Here is a 14,987-nt window from a genome sequence, read left to right as displayed (position 1 = left end):
CCAAAATGGACATTCCAAACTCCCCATTGCACTTTCCATGGTGCCCGATCACCCACCCCGTGCAGCCCAGCCGCCCAGGCGCCTTGCACGCCGAAAAAATTGTTAACAAGACAACGAAACCTTTACCATAGTGCCCTCTTTCGGCCCCGGAGCCCCGCACCCTCATGCGTCACTGGCCCAGTTCCCTGCGCGCCCTGCGCCACCGCAATTTCCGCCTGTACTTTATCGGTCATGCCATTTCCACCCTGGGCACCTGGATCCAGCAGGTGGCGCTGTCCTGGTTGATCTACCGGCTGACCGACTCGGTCGCCCTGCTCGGCCTGACCACCTTTGCCGCGCTGATCCCCCAACTGCTGGTAGGACCGTTTGCCGGGGCCTGGATCGACCGGCATGATAAGCGCCGGCTGCTGATCCTGGTCGAGGCTGCCCTGGCCCTGCTGGCACTGACCCTGGCCGGTTTGACCGCCGCCGAACAGATCGGACCTACGCTGATCGTGATCATGGCCGCCCTGCTCGGCGTGCTGAATGCCGTGGACACGCCGCTGCGCCAGTCGCTGCTCAGCCAGTTTGTCGACGACCGCCAGGACCTGCCCAATGCCCTGGCCCTCAATGCCATGCTGTTCACCTCCTCGCGCTTTATCGGCCCGCCCCTGGCCGGGCTGTTGCTGGCCGTGGTCAGCGAGGCCGTGTGCTTTGCGCTAAATGGCGCCTCTTACCTGGCCCTGGTCATTGGCCTGCTCTGCATCCAGCTGCCCGCCTCGCCGCGCGCCAGCGGCTCGTTCGGCAATGTCTTGCGCGAAGGCCTGCGCTATGTGCGCAACGACCGGCAGGTCAAACAGTTGATGCTCAGCGTGCTGATGATCAACCTCACCGCCTCCAGCTATGTGGTGCTGCTGCCGGTGTTTGCCCGCGATATCTTCGCCGGCGATGCCACCACCCTGGGCTGGTTGTGGGGGGCGGCCGGGCTTGGTTCACTGGCGTCCAGCGTGGTGCTGGCCGGGAATCGCCACACCGCGCCGCTGCGTGCGTTCATTCTGGCCAGTGCCGCCGTCAGCGGGCTGGCCATGCTGCTGTTGGCCCTCAGTAGCCAGTTCTGGTTGTCGTTGATCGCCATGGCGCTGCTCGGGTTCGGCATCACGATCTGCAATGTCGGCACCAATATCCTGCTGCAAAGCGACGCCCCCGAAGCGCTCAGGGGCCGGGTGGTGTCGCTGTACACCTCGACCCGCTTCGGCTTCGACGCCATCGGTGGCCTGCTGGCCGGCCTGCTGGCGGTGCACCTGGGCGCGCCAGGGGTACTGCTCGGCGCAGGCGCGCTGTTGCTGGCCTACACCGCCTGGGCCGCGCGCCAGGCGAGCGTCAAAGCCGGGTAAGGCGAAACGCCAGGAAGGCGCCGCAGCCGGCCACCCCGACCACCAGGCCCATGGGCCAGGGCGTACCGTCATATAAGGCACTCACCAAGGCGCTGGCCAGGGTACCCAGACCGAACTGCATGGCCACCGCCAGCCCGGCTGCGGCCCCAGCCTGGCGGGCAAAAATCGCCATCAAGCTGGCCAGGCAGTTGGCTGCAATCAATCCCGTCACGCTGACAAACAGCAGCACACACAGCACCAGCGCTGGCAGGCCGCCCACGGCGAAACCGGCACACAGCAGCAGCGCCAGCCCCGCGCACGCCGCCGTCAGGGCACCCAACCCGAGCAGACGCTGGGAACCGAGCCGCCCGACCCAACGCGCATTGAGAAAACTCACGCCCATGATCCCGCCGATATTCAGGGCGAACAGCCAAGCATAGTGCTGCGGGGCGACGCCGAAGTACTGGATATAGATAAAGGGCGAGGCCGTGATAAAGGCGAACATGCCGGCGAAGGTCAGGCCCATGCACAGGATATAGCCCAGTGCCCGGGGTGAGCGGACGATAACGCCATAGGCCTTGAAGGCGCTGGCCAGCGAGGTGCCGCGTGCGGCGACAGGATGGGTCTCCGGAATCGCGCGCAGCACCCACACCAGGCATAGCCCGGCCAGGACCAGCAGCACCACGAACAGCGCGCGCCAGCCACTGAACAGCATCAGGTAGCCGCCCAGCACCGGAGCGATCAGGGTCGCGATCAAGGTCACCTGCTGCATCAGCGACAGGACCCGCGCCGCATCATCGAGCGGGAACAGATCGCGCACAATCACCCGGGCCAGCACCGAGGCAGCGGCACCGCCCAAGGCCTGCACCAGGCGCCAGCCGATCAACTGCCCCGGTGCGCTGGCCAGCGCGCAACCCAGGGTGGCCAACAGGTACAGCACGATACCGGCGAGCAGCAGGCGACGCCGACCGAAGCGATCGGACAGCGGTCCGTAGAACAGCATGCCCAGGCTGAACCCGGCGAGAAAAACCCCGATAGTCAGTTGGACCTGCTGCTCGCTGGCCCCCAAGTCGGCGGCAATCAGTGGCAGGCTTGGCAGGTACATGTCAATCGACAACGGCCCAAAGGCCACCAGCGCGGCGAGCAGGACAATCAAGCGTCGGGGTGTATGAACGAGGGGCGTATGGACTAAGGACATGCCATCTCCGGTTTATCGGACGAAAAAAAGCCGCCCGAAGGCGGCCCAAAGGAGCGTGTTCACATTTAGAACGCCAGCAGCCACAGGCTCAGCCCGGGGAAGGCAACCAGCAGGGCAATGCGTATCAGGTCCGAGCACAGGAACGGCACGATCCCCTTGGCAGTCTCGCCATAGGGAACGTCACCCGCACTGCGCTGGACGATAAACAGGTTCATGCCCAACGGCGGATGGATCAAGCCGATCTCCACCACCATCAAGGCCAGGATGCCGAACCAGATCGACTTGTCGGTCTCGCTCATGCCGAAGAAATCCAGGCCCATGATCATCGGATAGAAAATCGGGATGGTCAGCAGGATCATGGCCAGCGAATCCATGACGCAACCCAGCAGCAGGTACAGGCCAAGGATAATCAGCAGCACCAGCATCGGCGCCAGGCCACTGCCGATCACCCATGCGGCCAGCTCGCCCGGCATCTGGGTCAGCGCCAGGCCCGAGTTGAGCAGGTCGGCGCCCAGCAGCACGAGGAAGATCATCGCCGTGGTTTCGGCGGTGCCGAGCATGCTGGCGCGAAACCCGCTCCAGCGCATGCCGCCCTGCCAGACCGCGAGGATCCCGCACGCCGCCGCACCGATGGAGGCCGCTTCGGTCGGATTGGCCCAGCCGCCGTAGATACCGACGATCACCACCAGGAACACACCAATTACCGGCGACACGCTGATCAGGGCCTTGGCCCGTTCCAGCGGCGTGGCCTTGACCGAAACGGTCGCTTGGCTTTCGCGGGCGACCATGATTCTCAGTACGATCATGTAACCGATGATCGCCACCACGCCAGGCACAATGGCCGCGACAAACAGCTTGGCAATCGATTCCTGGGTCAGCACCGCATAGATGATCAACGGGACCGACGGCGGAATCAGAATCCCCAGCGTGCCCCCCGCCGCCACCGTGGCCGTGGCCAGGCGCCCGGAGTAGTTGTGCCGACGCAGCTCCGGCAGCGCCACATGGCTCATGGTCGCGGCCGTGGCCAGGGACGAGCCGCAGATCGCGCCGAAACCGGCACAGGCACCGATGGCCGACAGGCCCATGCCGCCTTTCCAGTGGCCGATAAACGCCGCGGCGCAGCGGAAAATCGCCCGGGACAAACCGCCATGGGTCGCAAACTGGCCCATCATCACAAACAGCGGGATCACCGCCAGGTCGTAGTTGGACAACCGCGAGTAAGCCAGGGAGTTAAGGGTGAACATCAGGCTCGACAGATCGCCGTCGTTGAGCGCCCAAAAGCAGGCTGCCCCACCGATCAGCATGGTCACGCCGATATGCACCCGCAGCAACAGCAGCCCCGTGGTGATGCCCAGGGCAATGAGCCCCAATACCAAACCGCTCATGCACGCCTCCCGGCTTTACGACAGACATCCTGCACCCGTGCCAGGGCGCACACGCCCAGAAGCACCAGGCTCGGTACGATAAACAGCAAGGGAATCCACAGCGGAAAGGACAGCAGCGTGGTGGTTTCGCCAAACTCGTGGCTTTCGAGCATCTGCAGCCATGTGCGCCAGGCCAGGATCCAGGCCGCGGCGCAGCACAGCAGATGCCCGAGGCAATCGAGCGTGTCGCGGGCCATGGCCGGCAGCCAGGAGGTCAGTGCGTCGACCTTGATATGGGTGCCGCGCAGCTCGCACAGCGGCAGGAAGGCGGCGATAGCCATCGCCGCCCCTACTTCCACCAACTCCATATCGCCGCGCACCGGTATGGAAAACAGCTTGCGCCCGACGATGGACACCAGGGACATGGCGATCAACGCGATCAGCAGCATGCCACCGGCCATGGCAAAGCCCTGGGTCAACCACAACAGGCCGCCCCGTAGCCAGCCACGATGCTGCTGGGCATCGAACTCTATGGTCAGAGATTCCTGCATGACGATTACTGCGCCAGGCCGGACAGGCTGCGAACGTCCTGGACCAGCGCCTTGCCGTCAAGGCCCTTGTCATTGGCTTCCTTGACCCACTGCTCTACGGCAACGGCCGAAGCGGCCTGCATTTCGCCATAGGCTTTGGCATCGATGGTGACCAACCCGCTGGCCGGCGTGGCAGCCAGGGCACTATCGCTTGCCTTGTCCCACGCGGTGGCGAAACGTTCGGACAGCGCCTTGCCGCTGTTGCGCTCGATGATCGCTTGCAGATCCGCCGGCAGGCTGTCGAATTTCTTCTGGTTCATCAGCATGGCCAAAACGGTGTAGCCAAAGGCCGGCTGCCCGGCAGGCGTCACGCTGTGGTACTGGGTGACTTCATCAAGCTTGGTCGCCGGAACCACTTCCCAGGCAGCCAGTGCGCCGTCGACCACGCCCTTGGAAATCGCTTCGGTCATCTGCGCCGGCGGCATGCTCACCGGGGTCGCGCTCAGGCTCTCCACGGTTTTCGCTGCAGTGCGGCTCGAAGCACGCAGCTTCAGCCCCTTGAGGTCGGCCAGGGTTTGCACGGCTTTACCTCGGGTGTGCAGGCTCATCCCGCCGTCACCGTGCACCACCAGCACCTTGTAGCCCTTGAAGTCGTCCTTGGCGTACTGCTCGTAGAAATTCCAGATGATCGCGTTACCCGCCTTGCCACCGTAGGGCAGCACGAACGGCAGCTCCAGCGCCTCGACACGGGGGAACTTGCCCGCCGAGTAGGCCGGAGCGGTCCAGACGATATCGGCTACGCCGTTGCGCGCCATATCGGCCAGCTTGGCCGGGGTGCCGCCCAACTGCATCGACGGATAGAGCTGGCACTTGATGCGATCGTCCGACTCCTGGCGCAACTGCTCGCACCATGGCTCGATGATGTTGGCCTGGGCGTTGGAAGTGGAAGGCAGGAAGTGAGCGATCTTGAGGGTTACGGTTTCAGCCTGGGCCGATGCGGCGCCCGCCATGGCCAGACACAAGGCAGTAATTCTGATTGTTTTCATGGTGTTAGCTCCGTGTTGTTGTTGTGGCCACGCTGGCGCGATAGCTCTAAGGAAGCGCAATCCGTTAATAAGTTAATTTTTTCCCTGAAATTGTCAACCTCTCGGCAAACATTCTCTCGCGCTCCGGCAGGTTTTCAAGGCCGTCAAAAATACCTTCAAATCCTTTATATTCAAATAGATACAAGTCAAAACAGCGCAAAATGAAGATCGTTTATTTTTTCAAAGGCTGAAAAATACTATTGTTAATAACTTAACAATATGACTACATTATTTTCACGCGGCCCCAGGCTCCACCGCCGTGTCGACACGCCAACACCTATCCTAGAGATAACAACAATGATCAGGATTTCACGCTCCACCCCGGCACTGGCCTGCCTGTTCGGCACTGCCTGTGGTTTCAGCCACATGGCGAATGCCGATTTCATCAGCGACACCAAAGCCAGTATCGAAGCCCGCAACATGTACATGAATCGCGATTTCCGCCAAAGCGGCGCGCCCCAGAACAAGGCCGAGGAATGGGCGCAGGGCTTTACGGCGCGCATTGAGTCGGGCTTCACCGAAGGCACCATCGGCTTTGGCCTCGACGCCATTGCCCAGACAGGCATCAAGCTCGACTCCAGCCGTGACCGGCGCGGCACCGGGCTGCTGCCCTACGGCCCCAACAGCCTGGAGCCGGACGACAACTACAGCGAACTGGGCGTCGCCGCCAAGCTGCGGTTGTCCAAGACCGTGCTCAAGGTCGGCACCCTGCAACCGCAGTTGCCGGTCGCCGCCTACAACGACACGCGCCTGCTCTCCTCCACCTACACCGGTGGCCTGGTGACCTCTCAGGAAATCGAGGGCTTGACCCTCAACGCCGGGCGCCTGGAGAAGATCAACCTGCGCGATTCGTCCAGCAACGACGAGATGAACTACGCCGGCGTCGAGAGTGCCCACCTGGACCTGGCCGGCGGCAGCTACGCCATCAACCCGGCCCTGGTGGTGAGCTACTACTACGCCAAGATGGACAACATCTATCAGCAGCACTATGCCGGGCTGGTGCACAACGCCACGCTGGCACAGGGCGTGACCCTCAAGACCGACCTGCGCTACTTCGACACCGGTGAGCAAGGCGACCACCGTTATCGCAGCGCCGCGCGCGTCGATGGCGGGCGTATCGACAACCGGTTCTTCAACGGCATGCTGACCTTGGGCGTGGGCGCCCATAAGTTCGGCGCGGGCTACCAGAACCTCTCCGGCGACGGCGACTTCGCCTACCCGGGCCTGGACCCCTACTCGGTCAACCTGGTGACGATCAACGTCTTCACCAAAGCCAATACCGATGCCTGGCAAGCGCGCTACGACTATGACTTCGCCGCCCTGGGTGTGCCCGGCCTGACGTTCATGACCCGCTACGTCAACGGCCGCAATATCGACACGGCCAAGATCAGCGGCGGCCGGGAATGGGAACGTGACACCGACCTGGTCTACACCTTCCAGTCCGGTACCGTCAAAGGCCTGAATATCCGCCTGCGCAACGCCAGCCTGCGTTCCAGCAATGGGCTGACCTCGGATATCGACGAAAACCGCATCATCATCGGCTACACCCTGCCACTGCTGTAAAACACAACGGCCCCGGTGCAGACCGGGGCCGTTTTCTATTTCTTCATGGCTCAGCCTTCAGCGCTGGCCCGGCTGCGCAGCCGGTACTCGCCCGGGGTCACGCCGGCGTGGCGGGTGAAGAACCGGCTGAAATACGCTGGATCCTTGAACCCCAGCCAATAACAGATCTCGTTCACCGTACTGCCGGTGAATAGCAGCAGGCGCTTGGCCTCCTGCATCAATCGCTCGAACACCAGCTGCTTGGACGGCCGGTCGGCAACCCGTCGGCAGGCATCGTTGAGCCGCGCCTCCGCCACCCCAACCAACTGGGCATAGCGACTCAGGGACAGGTGCTCAAGGTAGTGCGCCTCGATTTGCGTGGTGAAGCGCTGGAAGATATGCAGGTCTTCGCTGCGTGACGGCTGTGCGGACAGCGAGGGCGCGGACAGGCGCAGCACGCTGATCAAAATCAACCGCGTCAGCGCTTCCAGGGTAATGGCCCGCCCCGGCTGCTGGGCCGCGAACTCGCTGCGTAATTGATCGAGCAACAGGGTCAGGCGCTGCGCCTCCCCTTCATACAGCGCATCAAGCTCGCCGACCGCCACGCAAATTGGCGCAATCCGCGCCCCACCGGCCAACCCCACGCTGTCCTCCAGCAACGGCCAGACCAGTTGCTGGCTGACGGTCAGCACATGGCCGTCGCTCTGGGCATCGGTAACAAAGGCATGGGCAATGGTCGGCGGCGTCAGGAAAAACATCGGTCCTTCCTGCAGGTAATGCCGGTCATCCAGATACACCCGCACCGTGCCGCTCTTGACGTAGTGCAGTTGGAAAAACCGGTCATGGCGATGCACATGCATATCGCGGCCGAAGAAATCCGCCAGCTTGCCCAGGGCATCGTAATGCACCTCGGCGTCGGCATAGCGCTGGTCGTAGGCCTGGCCGATGTGGATGTTGGGAATCGAAGGGAGAGCCGCCATCAACACTACTCGATGAGTCGGACCGGACCGGCCCGGAGCTAGAGCTTGACCTGTTTCAACTCTTCGAGCAGGCCCAGCAGCAGGTGCAGTTTCTCCTCGCCGAACTGTTCGAGGATGCGCTGGTAATTACGCTCCATGTCTTCGCTCATCGAGACAAAGCACTGCTGGCCCTTCTCGGTCAGCCCCACATGCACGCGACGCTGATCCTGAGGCGAGCGCCAGCGGCGAACCAGGCCGTCACGCTCCATGCGCGACAACACACCGGTCATGCTCGGCTTGAGGATGCAGGCCTGCTCGGCCAGTTGATAGCTCTCCAGCTCACCGTTCTGGCGAAGAATGCGGATGATCCGCCATTGCTGTTCGGTCAGCCCGTGCTGGTTGAGCGAGGGGCGAAAAAAGCCCATGGCCGCTTCACGCGCTTGCAAGAGGGTCAGTGTCAGTGAGGGACGAGGTGCAGACATAGGGAAAGTGGCTCTCCGGCCAAAAAAATGAAGACAGTGAGTGATTTAAGCAACAACCCAGGGCCGACGCAAACCGCTGATGGCGATCCGGCCCGCCCTGGCAGCTCAGGTCAAAAGCCATGGCAGGCCAGGACAATCCCTGGGACCAAAAGCCTTTTCTAATAGACCCGGATCGAGCCTCGGGAGCATCCACGGCTTGACCATCGTTAACATATTAATTATAACATTAGCATGTTAACAATCTACCGGCGAAAGCCTTCCCTATAGAGCCACTACCCACTGGGGACCGCCCAGCCCGATCCAGGAGTGAAGCATGCGTCGCGCCACTAGCGAAATCGCCACAGGCACCCTGTTTGGCATTGCCTTGAACTACCAGGGCTTGCTGCAAAGCCGCCTGGACGAGTTCAACCAACCGCCCTATCAGAAGCCACCGGTCAAGCCCGTACTGTTTATCAAGACCCCCAATACCCGCAACGGCGACGGCCAGCCCGTGGTCATGCCGACCGGCGAGCGCCTGCAGCCCGGCCCCGCCCTCGGCGTGGTGATCGGCAAGGACGCCAGCCGCGTCAACGCCGAGCAGGCGCTGGAATATGTCGCCGGCTATGTGATCGTCAATGAATTCAGCCTGCCGGAAGACAGCTACTACCGCCCTGCGGTCAAGGCTAAGTGCCGCGACGGCTTCTGCTCACTGAGCGGCGAAGTGGTCCCGGTCAGCGACATCGCCGATCCCCATGACCTGACCCTGACGCTGCGGGTCAACGGTGAAGTCCGCCAGGAAAACAGCACCGCCCACTTCGTGCGCAACATCGGCCAGTTGATTGCCGAGCTCAGCGAATTCATGACCCTGCACGCCGGCGATGTCCTGATTACCGGCACCCCCGAAGGCCGCGTCGATGTCCAGCCGGGCGACCAGGTGGTCGTCGAAATCAGCGGCCTGGGCCGCCTGTCCAACACCGTTGTGGTGGAGTAAGGAGACCTTTTATGAAACACGCCCGAATCCGCTACGAAGACCAGGTCTACAACGTCACCGTTGAAGCCGAGAATGCCGTGCGCCTGCCCGATGGCCGCCTGCTTGCCGAACAGGCCGTGCAATGGCTGCCGCCCGCCGAGGGCAGCATGTTCGCCCTGGGCCTGAACTACGCCGACCATGCCGCCGAACTGGCCTTCGCCCCGCCGACCGAGCCGCTGGCGTTTATCAAGTCGCCAGGCACCTACACCGGCCACAACCAGGTCACCTGGCGCCCAGACAACGTCAAATACATGCACTACGAGTGCGAACTGGTCGCAGTGATCGGCAAGCCGGCGCGCAACGTCAAGCGCGAGGATGCCCTGGCGTACGTGGCCGGCTACACCGTGTGCAATGACTATGCGATCCGCGACTACCTGGAAAACTACTACCGACCCAACCTGCGCGTGAAAAACCGCGACGCCACCACCCCGGTCGGCCCGTGGATCGTCGATGTGGCCGATGTACCGGACCCGTCCAGGCTGACCCTGCGGACCTGGATCAATGGCGAGTTGAAGCAGCAAGGCAGCACCGCCGACATGATCTTCGACATCCCCCACCTGATCGAATACTTCTCCAGCTTCATGACCCTGCAACCCGGCGACATGATCGCCACCGGCACGCCCGAAGGCCTGGCCGACGTGGTGCCTGGCGATGAAGTGGTGGTGGAAGTCGAGGGCGTTGGCCGCCTGGTCAACCGCATCGTCAGCGAAAGCGAATTCTTTGCCGCGCGCGGCTAACCCAGAACAAAAGAGAGACAAACCATGATCAAGCACTGGATCAACGGCAAGGAAGTCGAGAGCCGCGACACCTTTACCAATTACAACCCGGCCACCGGCGAGGCCATCGGCGAAGTCGCCAGCGGCGGTGCAGAGGAAATCAACCTGGCGGTCGCGGCCGCCAAGGAAGCCTTCCCGAAGTGGGCCAACACCCCGGCCAAGGAGCGCGCCAGGCTGATGCGCAAGCTCGGTGAGCTGATCGAGCAGAACGTGCCCCACCTTGCCGAACTGGAAACCCTGGATACCGGCCTGCCGATCCACCAGACCAAGAACGTGCTGATTCCCCGGGCCTCGCACAACTTCGACTTCTTCGCCGAAGTCTGCACACGCATGGACGGCCACAGCTATCCGGTCGACGACCAGATGCTCAACTACACCCTGTACCAGCCGGTCGGCGTATGCGGCCTGGTCTCGCCGTGGAACGTGCCGTTTATGACGGCCACCTGGAAGACCGCGCCCTGCCTGGCCCTGGGCAACACCGCCGTACTGAAAATGAGTGAATTGTCGCCCCTGACCGCCAACGAGCTGGGCCGTCTGGCCCTGGAAGCCGGCATTCCGCCTGGCGTGCTCAACGTGGTCCAGGGCTATGGCGCGACGGCTGGCGACGCGCTGGTGCGTCACGCCGATGTACGGGCCATCTCGTTTACCGGCGGCACCGCCACCGGGCGCAAGATCATGCAGACCGCCGGCCTGAAAAAGTACTCCATGGAACTGGGCGGCAAGTCGCCGGTGCTGATCTTCGACGATGCCGACCTCGATCGTGCCCTGGATGCTGCCCTGTTCACCATCTTCTCCCTGAACGGCGAGCGCTGCACCGCCGGCAGCCGGATTTTTATCCAGGAAACCGTCTACGACCAGTTTGTCGCCGAGTTCGCCGCCCGTGCCAAGCGCCTGATCGTGGGTGATCCAACCGACCCGAAAACCCAGGTCGGCTCCATGATTACCCAGGCCCACTACGACAAGGTCACCGGCTATATCAAGATTGGCATCGAAGAAGGCGCCACCCTGTTGGCCGGTGGCCTCGAACGCCCGGCCAACCTGCCGGCGCACCTGGCCAAGGGGCAGTTTATCCAGCCGACCGTGTTCGCCGACGTCGACAACCGGATGCGCATCGCCCAGGAAGAAATCTTCGGCCCGGTGGTCTGCCTGATCAAGTTCAAGGACGAAGCCGAGGCCCTGCGCCTGGCCAACGACACCGAGTACGGCCTGGCGTCCTATATCTGGACCCAGGACATCGGCAAGGCCCATCGCCTGGCCCGTGGCATCGAGGCCGGCATGGTCTTTATCAACAGCCAGAACGTGCGGGACCTGCGCCAGCCATTCGGCGGTGTGAAAGGCTCGGGCACCGGCCGTGAAGGCGGCCAGTACAGCTTTGAAGTGTTCGCGGAAATCAAGAACGTGTGCATTTCCATGGGCAGCCACCACATCCCGCGCTGGGGCGTGTGACGTTCGGCTCGCATGAGTGACCCGACCGGGTTTATAAACCCGGTCCGGGTCGCCAGTTTCCTGCGTGCAGACCAATCACAAGAACCCAGGCCCCCCGGGGCCACGCTAGGAGAAAGACCATGGGCACACTCGCTCTGGCTGCCAAAGTCACCCACGTTCCATCGATGTACCTGTCCGAACTGCCCGGCCCGCGCCAGGGCTTTCGCAAGGCGGCCATCGACGGTCATCTCGAAATCAGCCGGCGTTGCCGCGAACTGGGCGTCGACACCATCGTGGTGTTCGATACCCACTGGCTGGTGAATGCCAACTACCACATCAACAGCAGCCCGCACTTCAAGGGGCTGTACACCAGTAACGAACTGCCGCACTTCATCAGCAACATGGAGTATGAGTTCCCCGGCAACCCGGCCCTGGGCAAGATCCTCAGCGATGCCTGCAACGCCTTCGGCGTGGAAACCATGGCCCACGACGCCACGACCCTGGCGCCGGAATACGGCACCCTGGTGCCGATGCGCTACATGAACGCCGATCAGCATTTCAAAGTGATTTCGGTCTCGGCGCTGTGCACCTCGCACTTTCTGAACGACAGCGCCCGCCTCGGCTGGGCCATGCGCCAGGCGGTAGAAGAACACTACGACGGCACCGTGGCGTTCCTGGCCAGCGGCTCGCTGTCCCACCGGTTTGCCCAGAACGGCCAGGCCCCCGAGTTCGCCACCAAGATCTGGAGCCCGTTCCTCGAAAGCCTCGACGAGCGGGTGATCCAGATGTGGGAAAACGCCGAGTGGGAAACCTTCTGCGCCATGTTGCCGGAGTACGCGGCCAAGGGCCACGGCGAAGGCTTCATGCATGACACCGCCATGCTGCTGGGTGCCCTCGGCTGGTCGAAGTACGACGCCAGGGCCGAGGTCCTGACACCCTACTTCGCCGCCTCCGGCACCGGGCAAATCAACGCCGTGTTCCCGGTCACGCCCCAGGATGGCAGCAGCCTTCCTCCGGCCCAGGCCTCCAACCCGACAGGCGTCGCCTACGCCGGCCGAATCTGACCCACGCCCGACACCGACGCGGCGCCCTTGCCCGGCCCGCGCCGGTACCGGACACCCAGCAGGATAGCCACCATGCCTCACCTGGTACTGCTCTACACCCCGGAACTGGAACAACAGGCCGATATGACCGGCCTGTGCCGTGCCCTGGCCGACACCATGCTGGCGCAGCGCGACGAGAGCGGCAAAGCCGTGTTCCCCACCGGCGGCACCCGTGTCCTGGCCTACCCCGCGGCGCACAGTGCCGTGGCCGATGGCCAGGGCGACTACCGGTTTCTCTACGCCAACCTGCGCATGGGCGCAGGCCGTAGCGCCGCCGTGCACAAGGCCGTCGGCGACAACCTGCTGGCCGTCTTGCGCAGTCGGCTCGACGGGCTGGTCCAACAGCACCCCACAGGCATCACCCTGCAGATCGACGAAGCGCCCGGCCAGGTCTACGACGGCAAACACAGCAGCCTGCACCCCCTTTTCAACAAGACTTCCTGAGGTTTCACATGCTTGACGCCGCTTTTATCCAGCAGGCCGCCGCCCGCCTCGACGCCGCCGAACGTTCGCGGATCCAGGTGCGCCAGTTCTCCCTCGACCACCCTGAAATCACCATCGAGGACGCCTACGCCATCCAGCGCGCCTGGGTCGCACAGAAGATCCGGGACGGGCGCCGGCTGGTCGGCCACAAAATCGGCCTGACCTCCCGCGCCATGCAGGTCTCCTCCAATATCAGCGAGCCGGACTACGGCGCCCTGCTCGACGACATGTTTTTCGACGAAGGCACCGATATTCCCTTCGAGCGCTTTATCGTGCCGCGGGTGGAAGTGGAACTGGCCTTTATCCTCGGCAAACCGCTCAGGGGCCCCAACGTCACGGTGTTCGATGTGCTCGATGCCACCGAATGGGTGATCCCGGCCCTGGAAATCATCGACGCACGCATCCAGCAGGTCGACCCGGACACCAAGGCCACCCGCAAGGTGTTCGACACCATTTCCGACAACGCCGCCAATGCCGGCGTGGTCATGGGCGGGCGGGCCGTGCGCCCGACCGAGATCGACCTGCGCAAGGTCCCGGCCGTGCTCTACCGCAACGGCGTGATCGAGGAGTCCGGGGTATCCGCCGCCGTCCTCAACCACCCGGCCAAAGGCGTGGCCTGGCTGGCCAACAAGCTGGCGCCCTACGGCGTCACGCTGGAACCCGGGCAAATCATCCTGGGCGGCTCGTTTACCCGTCCGGTCGCGGCCAACCCCGGCGACACCTTCCACGTCGACTACGACATGCTCGGCAGCATCGCCTGCCGTTTCGTCTAGGCCCGCCCGAACACGCCACGTGATGCCCGGGTGCCGGGCTGAAAAACGCCCGCACCCGGCCGAGGAGCTTCCCATGCAAATGCCCATCAACACCTTCAAGCAACGCCTCAAGTCCGACCAGGCGCAGATCGGCCTGTGGCTGGGTCTGGCCGACGCCTACTGCGCCGAACTGGCAGCCAATGCCGGTTTCGACTGGCTGCTGATCGATGGCGAGCACGCGCCCAATGACCTGCGCGGCCTGCTGGGCCAATTGCAGGCCGTGGCGCCCTACGCCTCACAGCCGGTGATCCGCCCGGTGATCGGCGATACCGCGCTGATCAAGCAGGTCCTCGATATCGGCGCCCAGACCCTGCTGGTGCCCATGGTCGAAAGCGCCGAACAGGCCCGTGAGCTGGTGCGTGCCATCCACTATCCGCCGCGCGGTATCCGTGGGGTCGGCAGCGCCCTGGCCCGCGCGTCGCGCTGGAACAGCATTCCCGGCTACCTCGACCAGGCCGATGAGCAGATGTGCCTGCTGGTGCAGATCGAAAACCTCGACGGCCTGGCCAAGCTCGATGAAATCGTCGCGGTGGAAGGCGTCGACGGGGTGTTTATCGGCCCGGCCGACCTGAGCGCCTCCATGGGTCATCGCGGTAACCCGGGTCACCCTGACGTTCAGGCCGCCATCGAGGAGGCCATTGTGCGGATCACCCAGGCCGGCAAGGCCGCCGGGATTCTCAGTGCCGACCAGAGCCTGGCCCGACGCTATATCGAACTGGGCGCGCGGTTCGTCGCCGTGGGCGTCGACACCACCGTGCTGATGCGCGGCCTGCAGACCCTGGTCGGGGCCTTCAAGGACACCCCGGCGCCGGCCAGCTCAGGTGGCGGGGTTTACTGACCCCCGTGGGTCCATCGCACGTCCCCCCC

The 14,987-nt window shown here is 63.5% G+C and carries 15 protein-coding genes; 9 read left to right on the top strand and 6 right to left on the bottom strand.

What is annotated here, in order from left to right:
• The first annotated feature begins 164 nt into the window (after positions 1–164).
• Positions 165–1,373 carry an MFS transporter gene (locus NPS46_RS17015; RefSeq protein WP_274109120.1) on the top strand — a complete coding sequence of 403 codons (1,209 nt, stop codon included), beginning with the start codon at positions 165–167 and terminating at the stop codon, positions 1,371–1,373.
• Here the strand turns inward: NPS46_RS17015 and NPS46_RS17010 are convergent.
• The 4 genes from NPS46_RS17010 to NPS46_RS16995 all read right to left on the bottom strand — a co-directional run bounded on the left by NPS46_RS17010 (position 1,360) and on the right by NPS46_RS16995 (position 5,490).
• Complete coding sequence (locus tag NPS46_RS17010; RefSeq protein WP_274109119.1) at positions 1,360–2,550, bottom strand: Bcr/CflA family multidrug efflux MFS transporter; 1,191 nt, start codon at positions 2,548–2,550, stop codon at positions 1,360–1,362. The two genes, NPS46_RS17015 and NPS46_RS17010, sit on opposite strands and share 14 nt — an antisense overlap.
• A gap of 65 nt (positions 2,551–2,615) precedes the next feature.
• A complete protein-coding gene (locus tag NPS46_RS17005; protein WP_274109118.1) occupies positions 2,616–3,935 on the bottom strand; it encodes a TRAP transporter large permease in 1,320 nt (439 codons plus the stop codon).
• Positions 3,932–4,465, bottom strand: a complete 534-nt coding sequence (locus NPS46_RS17000) for a TRAP transporter small permease (RefSeq protein ID WP_274109117.1) — start codon at positions 4,463–4,465, stop codon at positions 3,932–3,934. Before NPS46_RS17000 ends, NPS46_RS17005 begins: the two co-directional genes overlap by 4 nt.
• Before the next feature lie 5 nt (positions 4,466–4,470).
• Complete coding sequence (locus NPS46_RS16995) at positions 4,471–5,490, bottom strand: TRAP transporter substrate-binding protein (RefSeq protein WP_274109116.1); 1,020 nt, start codon at positions 5,488–5,490, stop codon at positions 4,471–4,473.
• 336 nt (positions 5,491–5,826) lie between these two features.
• Here NPS46_RS16995 and NPS46_RS16990 point away from each other — a divergent pair, with 336 nt between their 5' ends.
• Positions 5,827–7,092: an OprD family porin gene (locus NPS46_RS16990; protein ID WP_425312753.1), complete on the top strand. Its 1,266-nt coding sequence runs from the start codon at positions 5,827–5,829 to the stop codon at positions 7,090–7,092.
• A gap of 50 nt (positions 7,093–7,142) precedes the next feature.
• On the opposite strand, the gene hpaA is transcribed toward NPS46_RS16990, so the two are convergent.
• Both hpaA and hpaR read right to left on the bottom strand, forming a co-directional pair.
• Positions 7,143–8,051 carry a 4-hydroxyphenylacetate catabolism regulatory protein HpaA gene (hpaA, locus tag NPS46_RS16985; RefSeq protein ID WP_274109115.1) on the bottom strand — a complete coding sequence of 303 codons (909 nt, stop codon included), beginning with the start codon at positions 8,049–8,051 and terminating at the stop codon, positions 7,143–7,145.
• 38 nt (positions 8,052–8,089) lie between these two features.
• On the bottom strand, positions 8,090–8,512 hold the full coding sequence (gene hpaR, locus NPS46_RS16980) for a homoprotocatechuate degradation operon regulator HpaR (protein ID WP_274109114.1): 423 nt from the start codon (positions 8,510–8,512) through the stop codon (positions 8,090–8,092).
• Between the two features lie 313 nt (positions 8,513–8,825).
• Between hpaR and NPS46_RS16975 the strand changes: the two genes are divergently transcribed.
• From NPS46_RS16975 to hpaI, 7 genes are all read left to right on the top strand, one after another.
• Positions 8,826–9,482, top strand: a complete 657-nt coding sequence (locus tag NPS46_RS16975; protein ID WP_274109113.1) for a fumarylacetoacetate hydrolase family protein — start codon at positions 8,826–8,828, stop codon at positions 9,480–9,482.
• An 11-nt stretch (positions 9,483–9,493) separates the two neighbouring features.
• Entirely contained in the window at positions 9,494–10,258 is a 765-nt protein-coding gene (locus NPS46_RS16970; RefSeq protein ID WP_274109112.1) for a fumarylacetoacetate hydrolase family protein, read from the top strand.
• 24 nt (positions 10,259–10,282) lie between these two features.
• Positions 10,283–11,743, top strand: coding sequence for a 5-carboxymethyl-2-hydroxymuconate semialdehyde dehydrogenase (gene hpaE, locus NPS46_RS16965; protein WP_274109110.1), 1,461 nt, complete (start codon positions 10,283–10,285; stop codon positions 11,741–11,743).
• Positions 11,744–11,862: 119 nt separating this feature from the next.
• A complete protein-coding gene (hpaD, locus tag NPS46_RS16960; protein ID WP_274109108.1) occupies positions 11,863–12,786 on the top strand; it encodes a 3,4-dihydroxyphenylacetate 2,3-dioxygenase in 924 nt (307 codons plus the stop codon).
• Positions 12,787–12,858: 72 nt separating this feature from the next.
• On the top strand, positions 12,859–13,269 hold the full coding sequence (locus NPS46_RS16955) for a 5-carboxymethyl-2-hydroxymuconate isomerase (protein ID WP_274109106.1): 411 nt from the start codon (positions 12,859–12,861) through the stop codon (positions 13,267–13,269).
• An 8-nt stretch (positions 13,270–13,277) separates the two neighbouring features.
• A complete protein-coding gene (gene hpaH / locus NPS46_RS16950; RefSeq protein ID WP_274109104.1) occupies positions 13,278–14,081 on the top strand; it encodes a 2-oxo-hept-4-ene-1,7-dioate hydratase in 804 nt (267 codons plus the stop codon).
• A 73-nt stretch (positions 14,082–14,154) separates the two neighbouring features.
• Positions 14,155–14,958: a 4-hydroxy-2-oxoheptanedioate aldolase gene (hpaI, locus tag NPS46_RS16945; RefSeq protein ID WP_274109101.1), complete on the top strand. Its 804-nt coding sequence runs from the start codon at positions 14,155–14,157 to the stop codon at positions 14,956–14,958.
• The last annotated feature ends 29 nt before the right edge of the window (positions 14,959–14,987 follow it).

This window comes from Pseudomonas putida (genome assembly GCF_028682395.1).
GTDB classification, from domain to species: domain Bacteria; phylum Pseudomonadota; class Gammaproteobacteria; order Pseudomonadales; family Pseudomonadaceae; genus Aquipseudomonas; species Aquipseudomonas putida_AB.
Note: the sequence above shows the minus strand (reverse complement) of the source record. Positions and strands in the feature narration are given on the sequence as shown.

Coding starts and splice junctions, on each gene's coding strand:
- NPS46_RS16995 (WP_274109116.1), bottom strand. CDS start 5,490: ATGAAAACAATCAGAATTACTGCCTTGTGTCTGGCCATGGCGGGCGCC.
- NPS46_RS17010 (WP_274109119.1), bottom strand. CDS start 2,550: ATGTCCTTAGTCCATACGCCCCTCGTTCATACACCCCGACGCTTGATT.
- NPS46_RS17000 (WP_274109117.1), bottom strand. CDS start 4,465: ATGCAGGAATCTCTGACCATAGAGTTCGATGCCCAGCAGCATCGTGGC.
- NPS46_RS17005 (WP_274109118.1), bottom strand. CDS start 3,935: ATGAGCGGTTTGGTATTGGGGCTCATTGCCCTGGGCATCACCACGGGG.
- hpaA (WP_274109115.1), bottom strand. CDS start 8,051: ATGGCGGCTCTCCCTTCGATTCCCAACATCCACATCGGCCAGGCCTAC.
- hpaI (WP_274109101.1), top strand. CDS start 14,155: ATGCAAATGCCCATCAACACCTTCAAGCAACGCCTCAAGTCCGACCAG.
- hpaD (WP_274109108.1), top strand. CDS start 11,863: ATGGGCACACTCGCTCTGGCTGCCAAAGTCACCCACGTTCCATCGATG.
- NPS46_RS16970 (WP_274109112.1), top strand. CDS start 9,494: ATGAAACACGCCCGAATCCGCTACGAAGACCAGGTCTACAACGTCACC.
- hpaE (WP_274109110.1), top strand. CDS start 10,283: ATGATCAAGCACTGGATCAACGGCAAGGAAGTCGAGAGCCGCGACACC.
- hpaR (WP_274109114.1), bottom strand. CDS start 8,512: ATGTCTGCACCTCGTCCCTCACTGACACTGACCCTCTTGCAAGCGCGT.
- NPS46_RS16955 (WP_274109106.1), top strand. CDS start 12,859: ATGCCTCACCTGGTACTGCTCTACACCCCGGAACTGGAACAACAGGCC.
- hpaH (WP_274109104.1), top strand. CDS start 13,278: ATGCTTGACGCCGCTTTTATCCAGCAGGCCGCCGCCCGCCTCGACGCC.
- NPS46_RS16990 (WP_425312753.1), top strand. CDS start 5,827: ATGATCAGGATTTCACGCTCCACCCCGGCACTGGCCTGCCTGTTCGGC.
- NPS46_RS16975 (WP_274109113.1), top strand. CDS start 8,826: ATGCGTCGCGCCACTAGCGAAATCGCCACAGGCACCCTGTTTGGCATT.
- NPS46_RS17015 (WP_274109120.1), top strand. CDS start 165: ATGCGTCACTGGCCCAGTTCCCTGCGCGCCCTGCGCCACCGCAATTTC.